The organism is Sphingosinicellaceae bacterium (assembly GCA_019285715.1).
Taxonomy (GTDB): Bacteria; Pseudomonadota; Alphaproteobacteria; order Sphingomonadales; family Sphingomonadaceae; genus Glacieibacterium.
The window spans coordinates 2,311,589-2,331,371 of sequence record CP079108.1 but is presented as its reverse complement, the minus strand read 5'-3'; the positions used below and the strand labels follow the sequence as shown (position 1 = coordinate 2,331,371).

Sequence of the window (19,783 nt, the reverse complement as noted above, 5' to 3'; positions counted from 1 at the left end):
CGCGGCATGATCTACATCCTCCAGAATTTCGTCCCGATCGCCGCTGCGACCTTCGCCGGGCTTGCCTTCGCCGCCTTGTGGTACGGCCTGCTCGGTCGCTCCGAAGCGCCCACCGTTCGCCACTACACAACGGGCCTGATCGTCACCGACATCATCGCCGAATTCTGGTTCGCCTCGATCCTGGCGGGCGCGCTGATCCTGGCGCCTGACAAGGCGAACCCGTGGGTGATGGCGATCGGCAGCGCGGTGGTGATCTGGATCGGTTTCGTGGTGCCGGTGCTGGTCGTCACGCTCCGCCACCGCGGCGAGGACGGACGCACTCTGGCCCTCGATGTCGGGCACTGGCTCGGGGTGATGGTGGTGCAGGCGGTGGTGCTGCACGCAATCGGGCTGACGGCGCCGCCCGCGAGCTAGTGTTTGCGCCCGAAGTCCGCTTCGCCGGTGTCCTGCCCCTCGTCGATGACCCCGCGCCGGACCGCGCGGGTCCGCGTGAACAGCGCCTCGAGGAAAGCGCCGTCGCCCCAGCGGATGGCGCGCTGGAGGGCGGTCAGGTCCTCGGTGAAGCGCTGCAGCACGCTCAGCACGGCGTCCTTGTTCGACAGGAAGACGTCGCGCCACATCACCGGGTCGGACGCCGCGATGCGCGTGAAGTCGCGGAAGCCGCCGGCCGAGTACTTGATCACCTCGGACTTGGTGACGTCCTCGAGGTCGGACGCGGTGCCGACGATCGAGTAGGCGATGAGGTGGGGCAGGTGGCTGGTCACAGCCAGCACCATGTCATGATGCGCGGCCTCCATGATCTCGACCTTGGCGCCCAGCCGCGTCCAGAACTCCGAGACTTTGGTGACCGCCAGCGCGTCGGCCCCGGCGGGCGGTGTCAGGATGCACCAGCGCCCGTCGAACAGCGTCGCGAAGCCGGCATCGGGACCTGAGTTCTCGGTGCCTGCGACCGGATGGGCGGGAACGATCGCGGTGCCCTCGGGCAGCACCTCGACCAGGTCGGCGACGACGCTGGCCTTGACCGAGCCGGTGTCGCTGACCACGCAACCGGCGGGCAGATCGTCGGCGATGCTGGCCGCGACCTTCATCATCGCCAACACCGGTACCGCGAGGATGACCAAGTCGGCGTCGATGACTGCGGCTCCGGCGGTGTCGGTGACGTCGTCGGCGAGGTCGAGGGCACGGACTCGCTCACGCACGGCAGGATCGGCGTCGTGAACGGTCAGCGCCACCGTCGGCATGCGCTCCCGGATCGCGCGGGTCAGCGAGGAGCCGATCAGCCCCATGCCGATCACCGTGACGCGCGCGAAGGGCAGCACTACGCCGGGCCGGTCGCGGTGGTCACGAACTTGCGCAGGCTGGCGACCGCGGCGCGGGTCTCGGTCTCGGTACCGACCGAGATGCGGATGCAGCGCGGCATCGACTGAACCGCGAGATAGCGCGCGATGATGCCGTCGTTCATCAGCGCCTCGTTGGCCTTGTCGGCGGTCAGCGGACCTTGGGCGGGGAACTCGATCAGGACGAAGTTTGCCGCCGACGGGATGGCGCGCAGCCCATGGTTGCCGAGCGCGACGACCTCGTCGTTCAGCCACTTGCGCCAGACCAGCGTGTGCGCACGGGTCATCGCGACCCAGTCCTGATCGGCGAGCGCCGCGACGGCCCCCGCTTGTCCGGTGGTCGGCACGTTGAACGGCGCGCGGATGCGGTGCATCGCCGCAACGATCCCGGGCTGCGCATAACCCCAGCCGATGCGTTGCGCCGCCAGACCGTAGATCTTCGAGAAGGTCCGCATCGTCACGAAGTTGGCGTTCTCGTCGGCGAGCGCGAAGCCGTCCTCGTACTCGCCTTCCGCGAACTCGGCGTAGGCGCAGTCCAGCGCAAGGATGCAGTCGGACGGTAGCCCCGCATGCAGGCGGCGGACCTCGTCGGCGGAGATCAGCGTGCCGGTCGGATTGTTGGGGTTGGCGATGAACACCACGCGGGTGCGCGGCGTCACCAGCGCCAGCAGTGCGTCGACGTCGGTGCCATAGTCATTGTCCGGCGCGACCACTGGCGTCGCACCGACACGGCGTGCCGCGATCTCGTAGACGGCAAAGCCGTAGCGGACGTGCAGGATCTCGTCGCCCGGCCCGGCGAAGGCGCCCGCGACGAGATGGATGATCTCGTCCGACCCGGTGCCGCAGACGATGCGATCGGGATCGATGCCGTGATGCTCGCCGAGCGCCTGCCGCAGCAGCGTCGCTGCCGGATCGGGATAAAGATGCGCGGCCGCGACTACCGCCTGCATTGCCGCGACGGCATGCGGGCTGGGGCCGAACGGGTTCTCGTTGGAGCCGAGCTTGGCGACGAGCGGGCGGCCGTCGAGCTTGGCCTTGCCGGGGACGTAGGGCGCGATCGCCTCGACCCAGGGCTTCATTGTCGGGCTTTGGGGCAGCGGGCGGGCGAGGGTGGCGTTCATGCCCGCGGCATAGGCCCAACCCCGCTGCGCTGACAAGGATTGCGAGCGGCTGACAGGGATCGCGAGCGTCAGGCTACTTGTAACGCTCCGCGATTTCCGCAGCGGCAATCAACCGTGCCGCCGTCTCACGCGCCGCAGCAGGCGTCAGCGACGGACCCGGCGCGCTGGAAACCACGACTTCCTTGCGAACCGCCTCGACAATAAGGGCGTCGATCATGACCATCGGCTGGACATGGGACGAATAAGACCTGGTCATGGTGCACTACCCCCGAGCCAATAGAACCAACTCGCATCCTGTGCGTTCCTTAACGGGGATTAGTTTTTTTCGGCTGGACGCGGAAACTTGCACGGTGCCCGGGCAGCCCCTAACCCGGGCCGCCAATGTCCGGCACAGAGCCTTTCGCGCACGACTCCCGCTTCGGCCTCGACCGCCGCGTCACGCTGGACGGCCCGCTGACCCTCGCTTCGGGGCAGCGACTGGAGCGCGTCGAGGTCGCCTACGAAACCTACGGCACGCTTAATGCCGACGCCTCGAACGCGGTCCTGGTCTGCCATGCGCTGACCGGCGACCAGCACGTTGCCAGCATCCATCCGCGCACCGGCAAGACCGGCTGGTGGTCGCGCATGGTCGGGGCTGGCAAGCCGGTCGATCCGGCGCGTTATTTCATCGTCTGCGCCAACGTGCTGGGCGGCTGCTCGGGCAGCACCGGGCCGGGCAGCCTCGATCCCGCCACCGGCAGCGCCTACGCGATGAGCTTCCCGGTCATCACGATCGCCGACATGGTCGCCGCGCAGGTGGCCTTGCTCGACCATCTCGGCGTCCCCCAGCTGGCTGCGGCGGTCGGTGGCTCGATGGGCGGCATGCAGGTGCTCGAACTCGCGGCGCGCTATCCGGAGCGGGTGCGCTCGGCGGTGGTCATCGCCAGCGCGGCGCGGCACTCGGCGCAGAACATCGCCTTCCACGAGGTCGGTCGGCAGGCGATCATGGCCGACCCCGAATGGCGGCGCGGCGCCTATACGACGTCGCCCGCCGCCGGACTCGCGGTGGCGCGCATGGCCGCGCACATCACCTACCTGTCGGAGGCCGGGCTGACCGAGAAGTTCGGCCGCCGCCTGCAGGACCGCGACGCGCTCGGCTTCGGCTTCGACGCCGATTTCCAGGTCGAGAGCTACCTGCGCCACCAGGGTCTCAGCTTCGTCGAGCGCTTCGACGCGAACTCGTACCTCTACATCACCCGCGCGATGGATTATTTCGACCTGTCGGTGCCCCACGACGGGCGGCTGGCGGAGGCCTTCCGGGGCACGCGGACGCGCTTTGCCGTGGTCAGCTTCACCAGCGACTGGCTGTACCCGACGGTCGAATCGCGGCGCATCGTCAGCGCGCTGAACGCCGCCGGGGCCGAGGTCAGCTTCGTCGAACTCGAAAGCCCGCACGGCCACGACAGCTTCCTCGTCGAGGCGCCTGAGCTCAACCGCGTCGTCGACGGCTTCCTGCGGGCAGCCGCGTGAGCGAATTGCGTCCCGATCTCGAAGCGATCGCCAAGGTCGTGCCGGTCGGCGCACGGGTGCTCGACATCGGCTGCGGCGACGGCGCGCTGCTCGCGGCGTTGCGCGACACGCGGCAGGTCGCCGGGCGCGGCATCGAGCTGTCCGGGGCAAACGTCGCGCAAGCCGTCGCGCGTGGACTGTCGGTGGTGCAGGGCGACGCCGACACCGACCTCGGCGACTATCCCGACGATGCCTTTGACATGGTTATCCTGTCCGACGCCCTGCAGGCCATGCGCCGGCCGGCGGTCGTGCTCGACGAACTGCTCCGGATCGGCAAGCACGCGCTGGTCAGCTTCCCCAACTTCGCACACTGGCGGGTCCGCGCCTCGCTGGTCTTTGGCGGCCGGATGCCGGTGACGCGGACGCTGCCGGTAGCGTGGTACGAGACCCCGAACATCCACCTGTGCTCGGTCGACGATTTCCGCGCACTGACCGACGCCCGCGGCATCGTCGTCGAACGCGCGCTGTTCCTCAGCGGCAGCAGCGAGGTGCGGGCGCTTCCGAATCTCAGGGCCGAGCGGGCATTGTTCGTGCTGCGGAGAGTTTGAACCGGGGTCCACCACCAGTGCCCCGGTTTTCGGCATTCCGGCGAGGGCCGTAACCCAGCTGCATCGCAAACCCTGAACTTCGAGCCTCTGAGAGCACTGGGCTCCGACCTTCGCCGGAATGACGGAAACACGAAATTTTCGAGCGAACGGTTGCCGTCCTACGCATCACCCATCTGGTACACTGCGGTCACGCCGAAATCTTCGGTCAACGTTCTTTCTCATGCAAAGTGGCAGCATAGTAGCGTAAGCCGCTGTTAATTCGTCATCCCACCGAAGGCGCCGGAATATGCAGGAACTCACGCGGGTGCTTACTCTGACAACTCTCACGATGAACGACTAGGTCGCCGCTGCTTCTTTCAGCACCGCCCGAGCCACCGTACCGACCGGCCGCAGCCCGTCGATCTTCCGCGCGGCGACGACGTGCACGCCCCCCGTTTGCGGGAGCAGGCGTGCCAACGGTCGTTCGAGCCACCTGAGGCGTCTGAGCGGCGGCGCGGCGAGGGCGGTCGACCAGCTTTCGACCTCGAACATCGCGCCTTCGAGGAGCCGTGCCAAGCCGCCCTTGCCATAAGGTTGCCCGCGGCCGAACGGCAGCGCCTCGACCCGCGCCCACACCCCGGCACGGTTCGGCACGACCAGAACGATCCGCCCTGCGGGACCGAGCACCCGCCACAGCTCGCGCAGCACGATGCGTGGTCGCTCGACCAGTTCGAGTGCATGGATCAGCAGCGCGTCGTCGAACAGCGCGTCGTCGAAGGGCAGCCGCTCCGGGTCGGCGACGACGGCGCGGTTGGGCGTCGTCAGCGGCCAGCGCCGGGCCTGCTCGACGACCATCGCGGTGCGCTCTCCACCGGCACCGTGGATGCGGGTAAGAACCGGAGCGGTTTGCCCCAGCGCCAGCAAACGTGACGTCGACGCCCTCCCCAGAAGCGGCCCTACACTCCGTGCCAGAAGCCGCGCCGCCTCGCGCCCCGAGGGCGTCGCGTACCAATCCTCGATCTCGGGCTCGTGGACGGTCATCGGATCATCATTCGGAGTTGCCAAATGCTGCACTGCACACCAAGTGGGACGTCACGCACTTACACCTTCCAGACAGGAGCCCCCATGGCAATCGCCGGCGACACCGTACCCAACGTCACCTTCAAGACCCGCGTCCGCGACGAGACCGTCGAAGGACCGAATCCCTACCGCTGGCAGGATGTCAGCACCGACGAGATTTTCGCCGGCAAGCGCGTCGTCCTGTTCTCGCTGCCGGGCGCGTTCACCCCGACCTGCTCGTCGAAGCAGTGCCCGGGCTACGAATCCGCCTATGACGACATGAAGGGCACCGGCGGCGTCGACGAGGTCTATTGCGTCAGCGTCAACGATGCCTTCGTCATGTTCAAGTGGGCGCAGGACCTTGGCGTCAAGAACATCAAGATGCTCCCCGATGGCAACGGCCACTTCACCGAGAAGATGGGCATGCTGATCAACAAGGAGCACCTTGGTTTCGGCAAGCGCTCGTGGCGCTACTCGATGGTCGTCGACGACGGCGTCATCAAGGTGCTCAACGAGGAGCCCGGCAAGAACAACGACGGCTCAGACAACGACCCGTACATCGAGTCGACCCCCGAGAAGATCCTCGCATGGGTCTGCGCCAACCCTGTCGCCGGGTCGCTGCAGAAGGCGGCGTAAGGCGTTAGGCTCCGACCGTCCCGCGCTAAATGCGGGACGGTCGGGGTCACCCTCTAACTCAGTCCCGCTCGATGCACATGGCGATGCCCATGCCGCCGCCGATGCACAGGGTGGCGAGGCCTTTCTTGGCGTCGCGCTTGCCCATCTCGTAGATCAGCGTCGTCAGGACGCGCGCGCCCGACGCGCCGATCGGGTGGCCGATGGCGATGGCGCCGCCGTTGACGTTAACCTTGGCCGGGTCGAGCCCGAGCTCCTGCCCGACCGCCAGCGCCTGCGCCGCGAAGGCCTCGTTGGCCTCGATCAGGTCGAGGTCGCCGACCGCCCAGCCGGCCTTATCCAGCGCCTTGCGTGAAGCCGTCACCGGCCCGATGCCCATCACCGAAGGGTCGACACCGGTCGAGGCCCAGCTCTTGATCCTGGCGAGCACCGTCGAGCCGCGGCGCGTCGCTTCCTCGGCCGACATCAGCACCAGCACCGCTGCGCCGTCGTTGATGCCGCTGGCATTGGCGGCGGTGACGCTACCGTCCTTCTTGAACGCGCCTCGCAGGCCGGAGACGCTCTCGATGGTCGCGCCGTCTCGGATATACTCGTCGTTCTCGACAACGGTATCGCCCTTGCGGCCCTTGATCGTGACCGGCGCGATCTCGTCCTTGAAGCGCCCCGACGACCGTGCGGCACTGGCCTTGTTCTGGCTGGCGACGGCGAACGCGTCCTGCTTCTCGCGGGTGACCTGATACTGCTCGGCGACGTTCTCGGCGGTGATGCCCATGTGGTAGCCGTTGAAGGCGTCCCACAGCCCGTCCTTGATCATCGTATCGACCAGCTCGACGCCGCCCATCTTGGTGCCGGCGCGAAGTGCCTGCGCGTGGTTTGACAGGCTCATGCTCTCCTGGCCGCCGGCGACGACGACCGTGGCATCGCCCGACTGGATCGCCTGGACGCCGAGCGCGACCGCGCGCAAGCCACTGCCGCAGACCTGGTTGACGCCCCACGCCGGCGTCTCCTTAGCGATGCCGGCATTGATCGACGCCTGCCGGGCCGGGTTCTGGCCCTGCGCTGCGGTCAGCACCTGGCCGAGAATGACCTCGCTGACCTCGTCCGCGCCGACGCCGGCCTGGAGCAGGGCAGCCTCGATCGCGATACGGCCGAGCTCGTGTGCGGGGGTGGTCGCGAACGCGCCCATGAAGCTGCCGACGGGGGTCCGCTTGGCGGCGGTGATGACGACTCCGGTCATGATACTTGCTCCTGCTGTGCTTTTGAGCGCGTTCTAGTCCTCGCGGAGGAAGCGCGCCAGCGGCTCCCACAGCGTCTCCCGGGCGCGGCTGCCGACGACCATGCCGACATGGCCACCGTCGATGTCGAGGCGGGTGCCGAGGCCGAGCGCGCTGGTGGCGGGTACGATACGATCGCGCATCGCGACCACGTCGAGGATCGGGATGTCGAGTTCTCGGGGGCGAATCGCGCAGCCGCCGACCTGCCACTCGGCGCGGCCACTGAGATCAGCCGCGAACAGGTCATCGAACAGTTCGGTGGCGACGCGGAGCGCGAGCGGCGGCCCGTCGTTGGCCCAGTCCTCGAGCGCGACGAACGCTGCCGCCGCCGGGCTGGCGGGATCGCGCGCCCCAAACGCCTCGAACTTGGCGACGACACCCTCGGGACCGAGTCGCCAGAATGCCGGTTGGAGCAGGTCCATTGGCACCGCACCCAGCGTCGATGCCAGCGGGCGTATCGCGGCTGCATATTCGCCGATCCCGGTGCGCTGGGGGGCGTCGTAGCGCCCGAAGTGCCAGGGCGTCGCGAGCAGCGCCAGCCGTCGCACCGGGGTCAGCGTCGCCGCAGCGACGGCCATCGTGCCACCCATGCAATAGCCGACGAGCGCTGCCGACCCTGCCGCGCGCAGCAGCGGGACCAGTCGCTCGGATACCATCTCCCCGACACCGAAGCCCAGTTCCTCGGTCCCGGGCGTGCCCCAGTCGACAAGCAGCGGCCGAACGCCTTGCCCGGCCAGCCAGCGCAGCAGCGAATTGCCTTCTGCCAGGTCGAGCACAGTCGGCGGGTTGATCAGCGACGGCACGACCACGACCGTGCGACCGGCGCCGCCCCGAGTACCGTCGGCGTAGTCACGCAGCGCGACACTTCCGACGCGCGCAATCTCGGGCAGCGGCGCACTCGCGCGCCGGTAGGGGTGTGCCTGATACGCCCGCACCCCCGCCAGCGCCCGCGCCAGCCGTTCTCGATCGTCGCCGCAGACCTCGGCAAACAGCGCCATCAGCGCCGCAAGCGGGTGCGGCCCGCGCCCGCGACTTTGCCCACGTTGCAGTGCAACATCGGCGCATGCTACTGACAATTCATCATTCCGATCGGATTCTCACAATGGACGAAGCCGCCGCTGCTCCCGATGCCAACAAGCCGGCACCGGTGATCATCAAGAAGTACGCAAACCGACGCCTGTATAACACCGGCAGCTCGAGCTACATCACTCTCGAGCACCTCGCGACGATGACCCGCGAGGGCCGTGATTTCCAGGTCCTCGACGCGAAAAGCGGTGAGGATATCACCCGTTCGGTGCTGACCCAGATCGTCATGGATGGCGAGAACGGTGGACAGACGATGCTGCCAATTCCTTTCCTGCGCCAGTTGATCGCGATGTACGGCAATTCGATGCAGTCGATGGTGCCGCACTATCTTGAAGCGTCGATGAACGCCTTCGCCAAGAGCCAGGCGCAGTTCCGCGATACCGTGACCGGTGCCATGGGCAGCGCAATGGGCGGGGGCGGAGTGTTTCCGGCGACCGCGCTCAAGCCCTTCGAGGCGATCGCCAAGCAGAACCTCGCCATGTTCCAGGCCGCGACCGACCTCCTGAGCGGTCGTCCGCCCAAGCCCGTGGACGCGCCCGCTGACGAACTCGGTGCGCTGAAGGAGCAGATGAACGCGCTGCAGGCCAAGCTCGACAAGCTCGGCGAGAAGTAGGCGCTTCTACCGAACCTTCACGAACTTCAGCGTCATCCGGTCCGACTCCCCGATCGCGGCATACTTGGCCCGGTCCTGGTCGCCCGCGTCGTAGGTCGGCGGCAAGGTCCAGACGCCCTTGGGATAATCGTGGGTATCCTTGGGGTTTGCGTTGATCTTTGATTCGCCGACCAGCTTGAACCCGGCGTCCGTCGCGAGCTTCACGACGGTCGAGCGCTTCATGTAGCCGCTGTCCTTCTGCATTGCGTCCGGCTTGTCCTCGGGGAGCCGGTGCTCCTCGATGCCGAGGATGCCGCCGGGCTTGAGTGCCGCGTTGAACGCCGCAAAGGCCTGCGGTGCGAAGCCGCCGATGTACCAGTTGTGGACATTGCGGAAGGTCAGCACCGCATCCGCGCTGCCGGCGGGCGCGATTGGGCCGCTGTCCTTGCCGAATGCGGTCAGCTTGACCTTGTCGCCGCCCGGGACGTTGGCGAACTTGGTCTTGAAGGTCGTGACCGACTTCTCGGTCTTGGCCGGGTCGGTGGAATAGCCGAGCGCCCCGTACAGCTGCCCTTTGTCCTTCAGATAGGGCGCGAGGATCTCGGTGTACCAGCCGCCGGACGGCCAGATTTCGACGACCGTCATCGTCGGCTTGACGCCGATGAACGCCAGCGTCTGCGCAGGGTGGCGATACTGGTCGCGGGCTTTGTTGGCATCGGACCGCCATGCGCCGGCAAGGATCGTGTCGTACGCGGTCGCGGCGAGGGCAGGGGCAGCCAGCGCGGCGGCGACGGTCAGGGCGATCAGCGGTCGGTTCACGGGTAAGCCTCGCTTGTCAGGGACGGTTCTTGTCAAGAGCCGGTGCCTTCTCTAGCGCCTCGTCAGCGGGCGGCAAGGCCGGCGAACATGAAGGGGCGCATGGACCAGCCGACGAGCCTGATCGCGCTGACCGTGGCGCTCACGCTGGCGGGCGTGGCATGGTTCGGTTTGCGCGCGCGCCAGCGCACTCCGCTGGCAGCACACGCGCTCCTGCCTTGGACGCCGCTGCTGTTCGTTGCGGTCGCTGCTGCGGCGGCGCTGGCGGCGCACGTTCTCGGCGTCGCGCCGCGATAACGGTTCTGAACCGGTCACGAGCCGGCCCGCGCGAGCTGAGTCGCGCGGGCCGCATGCAGTCGGTAGTTCAGGCGGCGAGGGCGGCCTGGCGCTGGCGCATTGCAACGCCGGTCAGCGCGAAGCCGCCGATCATAAGTGCCCAGCTCGCTGGCTCCGGCACGCTGGCACCGTCGGTCAGGAAAAAGGCATGCTCGTTGACGTTGCCAGACCAGTTGGTGAAAGTGCCATTATTGCTTTCGACCCCAGTATGCGTCGCGTTCGAAGCCGCGCCGAGCCAATACACCTCGTCACGGTTTAAATCACCGGCAACGCTGGCGTGGATGCCAAGATAGTAGCCGGTGCCGCCGACCGCGGTAAAGGCCGAGGAAAAGTTGAATGACAGCAGATAGATGCTGCTCCCGAACGGCGTCGGCAGGCCCATGTCGACGGCCGTGGGGGTGACGCTGCCGGAGGCCAGGATCGAGCCGGGCGTGCCGCCGTTATTAGCGAAAATGTAATATTGCAGATTGCCGTCGTAGCTTGCGATCGTCGGTATACCGGCGACATAGATACCTGCACCACCCACGGTCGTCGAAGTGGCGAACCCAAAATCCTCAGCCTGCACCCACGCCGTAGTTTCGTTGCCGGAGAAATTCACCGGCGCGCCATTGTCATAGATCGTGGTGGCGACAGCCGGCGCGGCGAGCGCAAGCAGCACCGGTGCAAGCATCGAGGCTAGTTTCATGGTAATCCCCCGTTGGCATAATCGCCTAACCAGAATGCCCACGCAGGTTTCATGCCAATTCAAGCGCTGTACGCGCAAACAATAACTTAGGATCGGAGGCGAAACATAAACCTCACGGTTGTGTAAAATCTTCCGACACTCGGACCGGCTCGGCATCGAACGCGGCGAGGATAAAGGCGTATTCCTCCGCCGTCTCGTGCAACGCCTCGAACCGCCCCGACTTACCGCCGTGACCTGCGCCCATGTTGGTCTTCATCAGCAGAGGCGCGTCGCCAGTGCCGAGCTCGCGGAGGCGCGCGACCCACTTCACCGGTTCCCAGTAGGTGACGCGCGGGTCGTTGAGGCCGGCGGTCACCAGCATCGCGGGGTAGGGCTGGGCGGTGACGTTGTCATAGGGACTATATGCGGCAATGGCCTCGTAGGCGGCCCTGTCCTGGATGGGATTGCCCCACTCGGGCCACTCGATCGGCGTCAGCGGCAATGTCGCGTCGAGCATCGTGCCGAGCACGTCGACGAACGGCACGTGCGCGACGACGGCGCGCCACAGGTCAGGACGCGTGTTGGCGACGACCCCCATCAGCGTTCCGCCGGCGCTGCCGCCCGAGGTCGAAATCGCGCCCGGGGTCGCGTAGCCGGCCTCGACCAGTGCCTCCGCCGCCGCCACGAAGTCGTTGAAGGTGTTGGTACGGTGCGCCATCTTGCCACCGAGGTACCAGCCGTAGCCGAGGTCGTCGCCGCCGCGGATATGGGCGATGGCGTAGGCGAAGCCGCGGTCGAGCAGGCTGAGCCGACTGGCCGAAAAGCTTGGCGGGATCGCCAGCCCGTAGGCACCGTAGCCGTAGAGGTGACAGCGCGCGCCGCGCGCCTGGTCGCGCCGCCAGACCACCGACACCGGCACCCGCACGCCGTCTGCAGCGGTCGCCCACAGCCGCTCGGTCGCATAGAGGCTGGCGTCATAGCCCAACGGCACTTCCTGCACCTTGCGCGGGACCAGCGTGCGGCTCGCGATGTCGTAGTCGAACGCCGTCTGCGGGGTAACCATCGAGCTGTAGTGCAGGCGCAGCACGGGCTGGTCGGGCATCGGATTGCTGCTCAGGCCCGCGGTAAAGCTCGCCTCCGGGAACGCGATATGATGCTCGCCGCCGTCATGACTGCGAATGCGAATTGCATCCAGGCCGTCGACTCGCTCTTCTATGACGAGGTGTGAGGCAAAGGCGCTAAGCCCGCGGATATAATGGCTGTCGCTGCCTGCGATCAGTTCGGTCCACGCGCCCGGATCACCGATGGGAGCGGTCGCGACGCGGAAGTTGACGTGGGTGTCGTTGGCGCGGACGAACAGCGTGCCGTCGGCGACATCGACCTCATAATCGACCCCGGCCTGGCGCGGACGGACCAGTAGCGGCGTGGGGTCGGGTGCGGCGGCGTCGATCAGCCGTGCCTCCGCCGTGACGTGGTCGGCGCTGCGGATGATGACGCGGCTGCGGTCCTGGCTGCGACCCAGCCCGACGAAGAAGCTGCCGTCGGTCTCCTCGTAGACGATCGCGCCCAGGTCCGTGCTGCCGCGCGTATGGAGCCGCACCCGCCACGGTCGCCACTGGTCGTTGACCTCGGTCCAGAACAGCCGCGCGCTGTCGGCGGCCCACACCGGCGTGCCGATGCTGTTGGGTGCGACTGCGACCCCAATCTCGCCGGTGACGAGGTTGCGGATATACAACGCGAAGCGCTCCGAACCATCGATATCAATGGCATAAGCGAGCCAATTGCCATCGGGGCTCACCGCCGATCCGCCAAGCCGGAAATACTCGTGGTCGGCTGCCAGCGCCGGTTCGTCGAGGATGACTTGCTCGACGCCGCCGCCGGCGGGCGCGCGCAACCAGATCCGGTATTGGCCGCCGGGCGCGAATTTCCACCAGTATTCCCAAGCGCCGTCGCGCACGGGGACCCCGGTATCGTCCTGCTTGACCCGGCCCTTGAGCTCCTCGAACAGTGTTTCGACCGTCGCCTCGTGGGGCGCGAGCCAGCCCTCGAACCACGCATTCTCGGCAGCGACGTGCGCGAGAATCTCGGGATCGGTGACCTCCGGAAAGCCGGGATCGCGGAGCCAGTGGTAGGAGTCGTCGCGGTCGATGCCGTGGTGGCTGGTAACGTACGGGCGCTTCGGCGCGATGGGTGCGGAGGTCATCGCGCGCTCCTACAACAGATAGGGGAGGGAAGAACCCGTCTTGTCACCGCAGGCCTGACCTGAGACCCGGCTCCCTTCCCGAGGCCGAACGGTGAATGCAGCTCGAAGCAACCGCTGGGTCGTTCGTGTGACAACTCGAGTTTTGACAGAATGACGCCATACGGCTCGTATCGAGCAAAGATATTATCGCAACGAAACGACCTTGCTATCGGCACATCTTGGAATCTCGTCAATGAACGACTTATGTAGCGAACTGTTGATACCTATCCGAACACATCATCTCAATCTAACACGTGTTAAATCGAGATCTATTCGAGGAGCTCGTATCGACTAAACAATATTACGAGTGCTGCGATCGCATCTAATTTTGAATGACCAGTCCCTCACACTTGTAAATGACTCATTACGATGATAGCGATAGTGTAGACCTTCGATGGTCAGCGGTGGGCACCAATCTAGGGGAAACATGATGAAGCGCACGCTCAAAACACTTGCGGCGACCGTGTTGTTGGTATCGAGCACGGCGGCATCGGCTTCCAGCGCAATCGGGCTGGTCACGCCGGGCACGCTTTACAGTGGCGCACAGTACACGCTCGGTTTCGAATTCTCGGCGTTGAACAATCAGGTGGTGACCTCGCTCGGCGCGTACGACGAGGGCAAGGATGGCCTCGCCGGTCGGGCGTTCGTCGGCTTGTGGGACACCGCCGGTAACCTGCTGACTTCAGTGACGGTCGGCGCCGGCACCAGCGGAACCCTCGATGAAACGTTCCGCTATGCAGCGATCACGCCCTTCGCCCTGACCGTCGGCAAACACTATATCGTCGGGGCGTTCGAACCCGGTGACAATGCGACGTCGTGGGCGACCGGGCAGGGTGGCACCGCGGCGCTCAACCCGAACCTGAATTATTACGGCGACCGGTACAGCAACTTCGACTCCGCGTTCAGCTTTCCGACCGTAACCGATGGCACCAACGGCGCGTGGCTCGGCGGCAATTTCATCATCGAAAGCGGCGCGGTACCCGAGCCGGCGAGCTGGGCGCTGATGGTGATCGGCTTTGGCGCCCTCGGCGTTGCAATGCGGAGCTGGCGCTCGCCGGCCTACCGCTAGGGGCGAGGCAATGCGCGGAGTTGGCGTTGGTCTAGCCAACGGCGGTCCGTGTCGGCTGGGAACATCGACTAGGCTACGGTATGCCTTGCACGTCGCCTGGACAATTGCCCGACGCTAACCAGCCCTACGAGCATCATGGCCCATGTTGCTGGCTCGGGCACGACCGAGGCGCCGCCTTCGGCAGAAGGTAGGGCAATTCCAATGATGCTGTTCTGCGGCAGCAGGTTGGTGATATTGAGCGGGATGACCGACGTCGCATCGTAGCCGAAGCCGCCAGTCTGCGTCAGGTCATAGGTCGTCAGCTCGTTGAAGCCAGGCGTGCTGATCAGCCCGTACAGGTTCGTCCCGTCGACCGCGATCGAGGTGATGCTATTCTGCGGCAGCAGATTGGTGATGTTGAGCGGGATAACCGAGACCGCGTCGTAGCCGAAGCCACCGGTCTGGGTCAGGTCGTAGGTGATCAGCTCGTTGAAGCCCGACGTCTGGATCAACCCGTACAGCGTCGTCCCGACGACGGCGATCGACCGGATGCTGTTTTGCGGCAGCAGGTTGGTGATGTTGAGCGGGATGACCGACACCGCATCGTAGCCGAAGCCACCGGTCTGCGTCAGGTCGTAGGTGATCAACTCGTTGAACCCCGACGTCTGGATCAGCCCATACAGGTTCGTGCCCTGCACGGCGATCGAGGTGATGCTGTTCTGCGGCAGGAGGTTGGTGATGTTGAGCGGGATGACCGACACCGCGTCATAGCCGAAGCCACCGGTCTGCGTCAGGTCGTAGGTCGTCAGCTCGTTGAAACCCGGCGTGCTGATCAGCCCGTACAGGGTCGTGCCCTGTACGGCCATCGAGGTGATGCTGTTCTGCGGCAGCAGGTTGGTGATGTTGAGCGGGATGACCGACGTCGCATCGTAGCCGAAGCCGCCGGTCTGCGTCAGGTCATACGCCGTCACCTCGTTGAAGCTCGGCGTCTGGATAAGCCCGTAAAGCGTCGGCGGGGCAGCGTCCGCGCGCTGCGCGGCGGTGAGCAATGCGACAAAAGCGAAAATCGACGATCTGGCCAACCGACTGCGCATTGGCATGCCTCCGACTGCAAAACATCTCGCTCGAGCCCTGTGCTTCGTGCCACGCCCATGGTTTCCGAAGTAACACTCGAGGGTAGTTGCGTGCTGTTAACGCATGAGCCAGCCCTGAAATCAATCTGGCAAAACCCACCACAGGCGCCGACCCGGAAGTTCCAAAAATCCGTCCCCACGAACCGTTCCGTTTCACGTGAAACAGGAATTAGTCCCAATACGGCTAGCGATCCTCCAGCTTCCGCACTCGATCCTCAAGCTCACTCAGCCGGCCGACGAGCTGGTTCAGCATGTCCGCCGTGATGAGCTCGCCCGGCTGGAATACCGGCAGCCCGTCGACGTGGCGCGGCTCGAGGACCGGGTCCTCCAGGGGCGTGCCGAGCCGCGGCAATCGACCCGGCTGGAGCTTCGTCGTGTCGCGCATCCCGATCTCCCCTGCCGCTTCCTGCCGCGCTTCCGCCCGGCGTCGTCGGGGCGTATAACGGTGTCCAAGAGTTTCCACGGAGCCATCGCGGATGTCCACCTACGCCGACCGCCTCGCCGCCCTTCGCGCCGAACTCGACGAGCAGGCGCTGACCGGCTTCGTCGTACCGCTGACCGACGAGCACATGAGCGAGTACGTCGGTGGCTACGCTCAGCGCCTGGCCTGGCTGACCGGCTTCGGCGGCTCCGCCGGATCGGCGGCGGTCCTCGCCTCAAAAGCGGCGATGTTCACCGACGGGCGCTACACACTGCAGGTCCGCGAGCAGGTCGCGGGCGACCTCTACGACTTCGCGCAGGTGCCACAGACCAGTGTCGCCGACTGGCTGAGCACCCACGTCGCGAGCGGCGACCGCATCGGCTACGACCCCTGGCTGCACACCGCCGCATGGGTCGCGGCGACTTCGAAGCGACTCGAGGAGCGTGGTGCCGGCCTCGTCGCGGTCGAGCGCAACCCTGTCGACCAGATCTGGACCGACCGTCCGGCGCGCTCGCCGGCACCCCTGGATGTCCATCCGGTGGCGCTGGCCGGGCAGGACGCGGCCGATAAGCGCAGCGGGATCGCGGCGTGGCTCAAGCAGCAGAATGCCAGCGTCGCGGTGGTGTCGGCACTCGACTCGATCGCCTGGGCCTTCAACGTGCGCGGCAAGGACGTCGAGCATACGCCGGTCGCGCTGGCTTTCGCGCTGTTCCACGACGACGCGACCGCCGACCTGTTCATCGACGCCGGGAAGCTCGACGACGCAGTCCGCGCGCACCTTGGCGAGGGCGTCCGCATTCGCCCGCGCGAGGCGTTCATCGCGGCCCTGGAGGGCCTTGGCGGCAAGACCGTCACTGCCGACCCGGCCAGCGCCGTCGCCGCGATTTTCGAGGCCCTGAAGCGCGGTGGCGCGCGCATCGTCGAGGCGCGCGACCCGTGCGCGCTGCCCAAGGCGATCAAGAACACGGTCGAGATCGCCGGCACCGAGGCCGCGCACCGCCGCGACGGCGCGGCGCTGACGCGTTTCCTGCACTGGTTCGCTGGGCAGGCAAAAGCGATTACCGAGGGGCGCGGCGAGCTCGATGAGATCGGCGCGGCGGCCAAGCTGCGCCAGTTCCGTGACCTGACCAACAGCCTCGAGGACCTGAGCTTCGACACCATCTCCGGTGCCGGTCCGAACGGTGCTGTCGTCCACTACCGCGTCTCGGAGGAGACCAACCGCCGGATCGAGCCGAACTCTCTGTTTCTCGTCGATTCGGGCGGCCAGTACCGCGACGGCACCACGGACGTGACCCGGACGCTCCCGGTCGGCACCCCGACGCCGGAAATGCGCGACCGCTTCACGCGCGTCCTTAAAGGCCACATCGCCTTGTCACGCGCGGTCTTCCCGGTTGGCACGCGCGGCAGCCAGCTCGACGTGCTTGCGCGCAGCTTCCTGTGGGAGGCGGGGCTCGACTACGCCCACGGCACTGGGCACGGGGTCGGCAGCTACCTCGCTGTCCACGAGGGGCCGCAGCGCATCGCGCCGATGCAAGGCGGGCAGGCGGGCGGCGACGAACCGCTGGCGGCGGGCATGATCGTCTCCAACGAGCCGGGCTACTACAAGACCGGCGAGTACGGCATCCGGGTCGAGAACCTGGTCCTGATCGTGCCGCGTGAAGTTGCAGGCGCGGAGAAGTCGATGCTCGGGTTCGAGACCCTGACCCTGGCCCCGATCGACCGCGCGCTGATCGACCTGGACCTGCTCAGCCCCGCCGAACGCCGGTGGGTCGACGACTATCACGCGCGCGTTGCAGCCGAAGTTGGCCCGCACCTCGAGCCCGAGGCTGCCGCATGGCTCGCCACGATGACCGCCCCTTTGTAATTGCAGGAGTAGCAGGAATGTTCAGGACCCTCGCCGTCGTCGCCGCAGCAACTGCGGTCATTGCCGCCGCACCCGCGGTGACGTCCGCCTACGACGTCACGATGACCTCGATCGACGGCGCACCGCTGCCCTTCGCCAAGTTCAAGGGCGAGGTCCTGCTGGTCGTCAACACCGCCAGCATGTGCGGCAACACCCCCCAGTACGAAGGCCTCGAGAAACTTCACGAGACCTATGCGCCCAAGGGGTTCACGGTCATCGGCGTGCCGTCGCCCGATTTCGGCGGGCAGGAGTACGGCACCAACAAGGAGGTCAAGACCTTCTGCGAATCCAAATTCGGCATCAAGTTCCCGATGACCGAGACCGGCCATGTCAAAGGTCCCGACGCCGTGCCCTTCTACCGCTGGGCCGCCGCGACGCTCGGCCCCGACAACGTTCCGACGTGGAATTTCCACAAATATCTGGTCGGCAGGGACGGTCGCCTGATCCGCGCCTTCGGCAATAAGGTCCAGCCGGGCGATCCGCAGGTCAAGGCGGCAATCGAGGCTGCGCTGGCGGCCTAGTCGCGCGGCTCAGCGGGCGGTTCCGGTGGCAGCGGCGTCGCCCGGTCGCGCGCCTTGCGCCGCGCCAGATTGGCACGGAGGGCGGCAGCGAGCCGCTCGGCTTTCGGATCGGGGGCAGGGGGCTTGTCCACCGCAATGGCGTAATCCCGCTGCACTCGCCTTGACAAGTCCGACACCGCTCCCCCATAGCCGCCCGCACGCCGGGGCCGGGCCCCGTGACGTGACGCCCGCGAATGGGCTGCCGTAGCTCAGTGGTAGAGCGCATCCTTGGTAAGGCTGAGGTCGGGAGTTCAATCCTCCCCGGCAGCACCATTCGCAGACGATGTCGTCAACCTCGCCAACGCTGGCACGCCGGCTAGCCAAGCTCTCCCGACCCCAATAGGTTGCCCCCGTGACTGCCATCGTCGATCATAAATTCAGGACGCTCGACGCCATGCGCGGCGTCGCTGCACTTGTCGTCGCGCTCTACCACTTCCAGTACACCCTGCCGTGGCGCGTGCGCGATTACTGCTTCCAAAGCGGCTACCTGGCCGTCGATCTGTTCTTTGTTCTAAGCGGCTTCGTCATCGCCCTGAGCTACGATCGCAAGCTCGCCGCTGGTATGACGATCGGCCAATTCTTCAAAATTCGGGCGATCCGACTCTTGCCCATGATCTGGATCGGCGTCGCGATCGGAGGCATTTACCAGCTGCTGGTCGGGCGTTTTACAATTCCCGAACTTGCGACGCTGATCGCCTGCAACGCTTTCCTGCTACCCTATCTCGGAAACGGGCGGGTCGCGTTGTTTTCGGCAGACTCATCCGCCTGGTCACTGTTTTTCGAGTGGGTCGCAAACCTGGTGTATGCACTGATTTGGCGATGGCTCACCCAGGCGGTCCTCATTGCCATCATCGTAGTTTCAGCGTGCGGCTTGGTAGTTGCGGCACGTGCATACGGAGAACTGAATCTGGGTCATTCGTTCCCAAATGCCTCGGTCGGCGTGGCCCGGGTCGGGTTCTCATTTTTCCTAGGCATCCTGCTCTGGCGGACGCGCTCACGCTGGGCTTCCTTACTCCCGCAATTGCCGTCCCCGCTGATACTCGTCGGTGTCGCCATCTGTCTGTTTCCGCAGCTCACAGGCGTTCCGCGGGCGTTCTACGATGTCGCGTTCGTGCTGATCTTGTCGCCGCTCTTGGTGATGCTGGGCTCAATGACTGAACCGACAGGGCGCGGCGTCGAGGTGGGGACCAAGCTCGCCGCGCTTTCCTACCCGCTGTACGCAATCCACCGGCCTGTGCAGCAGCTGACTGAATATTTTGCCGTCAGCGCCGGCATCTCGAACCGTATCGCCGCCTTCGTCGCGCTGATTTGCGTGGTGCCCCTGAGCTTGTGGCTCGCCAGCAGCTATGATGAGCCGATCCGCTCATGGCTGCGGAGAGTGACCAGGAGACGCGCCGCCGAGGCAGCAGCGCCCTGAGTTATTAGTGAGAACGTCTCGCATTTGCGTTGACGTTGAGAACGTGTCGCGATAGCAGGCCCCTAG

The 19,783-nt window shown here is 66.1% G+C and carries 21 protein-coding genes and 1 tRNA gene; 11 read left to right on the top strand and 11 right to left on the bottom strand.

Features of this window, described 5'->3' with window-relative positions; all coding sequences use genetic code 11:
* Positions 1-6 precede the first annotated feature (6 nt).
* Positions 7-414, top strand: coding sequence for a DUF1761 domain-containing protein (locus KX816_10840; protein QXQ04806.1), 408 nt, complete (start codon positions 7-9; stop codon positions 412-414).
* Here the strand turns inward: KX816_10840 and KX816_10835 are convergent.
* The 3 genes from KX816_10835 to KX816_10825 all read right to left on the bottom strand — a co-directional run bounded on the left by KX816_10835 (position 411) and on the right by KX816_10825 (position 2,675).
* The gene (locus KX816_10835) at positions 411-1,319 is read right to left on the bottom strand and encodes a prephenate/arogenate dehydrogenase family protein (protein ID QXQ04805.1); all 909 of its coding nucleotides are present in this window, start codon (positions 1,317-1,319) and stop codon (positions 411-413) included. The two genes, KX816_10840 and KX816_10835, sit on opposite strands and share 4 nt — an antisense overlap.
* Entirely contained in the window at positions 1,319-2,458 is a 1,140-nt protein-coding gene (gene hisC, locus KX816_10830) for a histidinol-phosphate transaminase (GenBank protein QXQ04804.1), read from the bottom strand. Before hisC ends, KX816_10835 begins: the two co-directional genes overlap by 1 nt.
* A gap of 73 nt (positions 2,459-2,531) precedes the next feature.
* The gene (locus KX816_10825) at positions 2,532-2,675 is read right to left on the bottom strand and encodes a hypothetical protein (protein ID QXQ04803.1); all 144 of its coding nucleotides are present in this window, start codon (positions 2,673-2,675) and stop codon (positions 2,532-2,534) included.
* Between the two features lie 164 nt (positions 2,676-2,839).
* On the opposite strand from KX816_10825, the gene KX816_10820 reads away from it, so the two are divergent.
* Together KX816_10820 and metW are read left to right on the top strand one after the other, a co-directional pair.
* Positions 2,840-3,967, top strand: a complete 1,128-nt coding sequence (locus tag KX816_10820) for a homoserine O-acetyltransferase (GenBank protein QXQ04802.1) — start codon at positions 2,840-2,842, stop codon at positions 3,965-3,967.
* A complete protein-coding gene (metW, locus tag KX816_10815) occupies positions 3,964-4,554 on the top strand; it encodes a methionine biosynthesis protein MetW (protein ID QXQ04801.1) in 591 nt (196 codons plus the stop codon). Before KX816_10820 ends, metW begins: the two co-directional genes overlap by 4 nt.
* Positions 4,555-4,890: 336 nt before the next feature.
* Here metW and KX816_10810 read toward each other — a convergent pair whose 3' ends face one another.
* Complete coding sequence (locus KX816_10810) at positions 4,891-5,574, bottom strand: methyltransferase domain-containing protein (protein QXQ04800.1); 684 nt, start codon at positions 5,572-5,574, stop codon at positions 4,891-4,893.
* A 90-nt stretch (positions 5,575-5,664) separates the two neighbouring features.
* Here KX816_10810 and KX816_10805 point away from each other — a divergent pair, with 90 nt between their 5' ends.
* Positions 5,665-6,228: a peroxiredoxin gene (locus tag KX816_10805; protein QXQ08516.1), complete on the top strand. Its 564-nt coding sequence runs from the start codon at positions 5,665-5,667 to the stop codon at positions 6,226-6,228.
* Positions 6,229-6,286: 58 nt separating this feature from the next.
* On the opposite strand, the gene KX816_10800 is transcribed toward KX816_10805, so the two are convergent.
* Entirely contained in the window at positions 6,287-7,462 is a 1,176-nt protein-coding gene (locus tag KX816_10800; protein QXQ04799.1) for an acetyl-CoA C-acetyltransferase, read from the bottom strand.
* Positions 7,463-7,495: 33 nt separating this feature from the next.
* Positions 7,496-8,497: an alpha/beta hydrolase gene (locus tag KX816_10795; protein QXQ04798.1), complete on the bottom strand. Its 1,002-nt coding sequence runs from the start codon at positions 8,495-8,497 to the stop codon at positions 7,496-7,498.
* A 104-nt stretch (positions 8,498-8,601) separates the two neighbouring features.
* Here KX816_10795 and phaR point away from each other — a divergent pair, with 104 nt between their 5' ends.
* Positions 8,602-9,198 (top strand): polyhydroxyalkanoate synthesis repressor PhaR, encoded by a 597-nt coding sequence (gene phaR / locus KX816_10790; GenBank protein ID QXQ04797.1) that lies wholly within the window; start codon positions 8,602-8,604, stop codon positions 9,196-9,198.
* A 6-nt stretch (positions 9,199-9,204) separates the two neighbouring features.
* Here the strand turns inward: phaR and KX816_10785 are convergent, their stop codons facing one another.
* Complete coding sequence (locus KX816_10785) at positions 9,205-9,996, bottom strand: methyltransferase (protein ID QXQ04796.1); 792 nt, start codon at positions 9,994-9,996, stop codon at positions 9,205-9,207.
* A gap of 99 nt (positions 9,997-10,095) precedes the next feature.
* Here KX816_10785 and KX816_10780 point away from each other — a divergent pair, with 99 nt between their 5' ends.
* Positions 10,096-10,290: a hypothetical protein gene (locus KX816_10780; GenBank protein QXQ04795.1), complete on the top strand. Its 195-nt coding sequence runs from the start codon at positions 10,096-10,098 to the stop codon at positions 10,288-10,290.
* Positions 10,291-10,357: 67 nt separating this feature from the next.
* Here KX816_10780 and KX816_10775 read toward each other — a convergent pair whose 3' ends face one another.
* The gene (locus KX816_10775) at positions 10,358-10,999 is read right to left on the bottom strand and encodes a PEPxxWA-CTERM sorting domain-containing protein (GenBank protein ID QXQ04794.1); all 642 of its coding nucleotides are present in this window, start codon (positions 10,997-10,999) and stop codon (positions 10,358-10,360) included.
* A gap of 127 nt (positions 11,000-11,126) precedes the next feature.
* Positions 11,127-13,196 (bottom strand): S9 family peptidase, encoded by a 2,070-nt coding sequence (locus tag KX816_10770; protein QXQ04793.1) that lies wholly within the window; start codon positions 13,194-13,196, stop codon positions 11,127-11,129.
* An 898-nt stretch (positions 13,197-14,094) separates the two neighbouring features.
* On the opposite strand from KX816_10770, the gene KX816_10765 reads away from it, so the two are divergent.
* On the top strand, positions 14,095-14,304 hold the full coding sequence (locus KX816_10765) for a PEPxxWA-CTERM sorting domain-containing protein (GenBank protein QXQ08515.1): 210 nt from the start codon (positions 14,095-14,097) through the stop codon (positions 14,302-14,304).
* A gap of 68 nt (positions 14,305-14,372) precedes the next feature.
* On the opposite strand, the gene KX816_10760 is transcribed toward KX816_10765, so the two are convergent.
* Both KX816_10760 and KX816_10755 read right to left on the bottom strand, forming a co-directional pair.
* Positions 14,373-15,149: a PEPxxWA-CTERM sorting domain-containing protein gene (locus KX816_10760; GenBank protein ID QXQ08514.1), complete on the bottom strand. Its 777-nt coding sequence runs from the start codon at positions 15,147-15,149 to the stop codon at positions 14,373-14,375.
* Between the two features lie 451 nt (positions 15,150-15,600).
* Entirely contained in the window at positions 15,601-15,801 is a 201-nt protein-coding gene (locus tag KX816_10755) for a hypothetical protein (GenBank protein QXQ04792.1), read from the bottom strand.
* 91 nt (positions 15,802-15,892) lie between these two features.
* On the opposite strand from KX816_10755, the gene KX816_10750 reads away from it, so the two are divergent.
* The 4 genes from KX816_10750 to KX816_10735 all read left to right on the top strand — a co-directional run bounded on the left by KX816_10750 (position 15,893) and on the right by KX816_10735 (position 19,717).
* Complete coding sequence (locus KX816_10750) at positions 15,893-17,701, top strand: aminopeptidase P family protein (protein ID QXQ04791.1); 1,809 nt, start codon at positions 15,893-15,895, stop codon at positions 17,699-17,701.
* A 17-nt stretch (positions 17,702-17,718) separates the two neighbouring features.
* Positions 17,719-18,261, top strand: coding sequence for a glutathione peroxidase (locus KX816_10745; GenBank protein ID QXQ04790.1), 543 nt, complete (start codon positions 17,719-17,721; stop codon positions 18,259-18,261).
* Between the two features lie 237 nt (positions 18,262-18,498).
* A tRNA-Thr gene (locus KX816_10740) sits at positions 18,499-18,573 on the top strand.
* A 79-nt stretch (positions 18,574-18,652) separates the two neighbouring features.
* On the top strand, positions 18,653-19,717 hold the full coding sequence (locus KX816_10735; GenBank protein ID QXQ04789.1) for an acyltransferase: 1,065 nt from the start codon (positions 18,653-18,655) through the stop codon (positions 19,715-19,717).
* Positions 19,718-19,783: the final 66 nt, after the last annotated feature.

Excerpts from the sequence above, each read along its gene's own strand:
- KX816_10840 (QXQ04806.1), top strand. The coding sequence starts at position 7 with ATGATCTACATCCTCCAGAATTTCGTCCCGATCGCCGCTGCGACCTTC.
- hisC (QXQ04804.1), bottom strand. The coding sequence starts at position 2,458 with ATGAACGCCACCCTCGCCCGCCCGCTGCCCCAAAGCCCGACAATGAAG.
- KX816_10825 (QXQ04803.1), bottom strand. The coding sequence starts at position 2,675 with ATGATCGACGCCCTTATTGTCGAGGCGGTTCGCAAGGAAGTCGTGGTT.
- KX816_10820 (QXQ04802.1), top strand. The coding sequence starts at position 2,840 with ATGTCCGGCACAGAGCCTTTCGCGCACGACTCCCGCTTCGGCCTCGAC.
- KX816_10810 (QXQ04800.1), bottom strand. The coding sequence starts at position 5,574 with ATGACCGTCCACGAGCCCGAGATCGAGGATTGGTACGCGACGCCCTCG.
- KX816_10800 (QXQ04799.1), bottom strand. The coding sequence starts at position 7,462 with ATGACCGGAGTCGTCATCACCGCCGCCAAGCGGACCCCCGTCGGCAGC.
- KX816_10795 (QXQ04798.1), bottom strand. The coding sequence starts at position 8,497 with ATGGCGCTGTTTGCCGAGGTCTGCGGCGACGATCGAGAACGGCTGGCG.
- phaR (QXQ04797.1), top strand. The coding sequence starts at position 8,602 with ATGGACGAAGCCGCCGCTGCTCCCGATGCCAACAAGCCGGCACCGGTG.
- KX816_10780 (QXQ04795.1), top strand. The coding sequence starts at position 10,096 with ATGGACCAGCCGACGAGCCTGATCGCGCTGACCGTGGCGCTCACGCTG.
- KX816_10775 (QXQ04794.1), bottom strand. The coding sequence starts at position 10,999 with ATGCTTGCACCGGTGCTGCTTGCGCTCGCCGCGCCGGCTGTCGCCACC.
- KX816_10770 (QXQ04793.1), bottom strand. The coding sequence starts at position 13,196 with ATGACCTCCGCACCCATCGCGCCGAAGCGCCCGTACGTTACCAGCCAC.
- KX816_10760 (QXQ08514.1), bottom strand. The coding sequence starts at position 15,149 with ATGGCCGTACAGGGCACGACCCTGTACGGGCTGATCAGCACGCCGGGT.
- KX816_10755 (QXQ04792.1), bottom strand. The coding sequence starts at position 15,801 with ATGCGCGACACGACGAAGCTCCAGCCGGGTCGATTGCCGCGGCTCGGC.
- KX816_10750 (QXQ04791.1), top strand. The coding sequence starts at position 15,893 with ATGTCCACCTACGCCGACCGCCTCGCCGCCCTTCGCGCCGAACTCGAC.
- KX816_10745 (QXQ04790.1), top strand. The coding sequence starts at position 17,719 with ATGTTCAGGACCCTCGCCGTCGTCGCCGCAGCAACTGCGGTCATTGCC.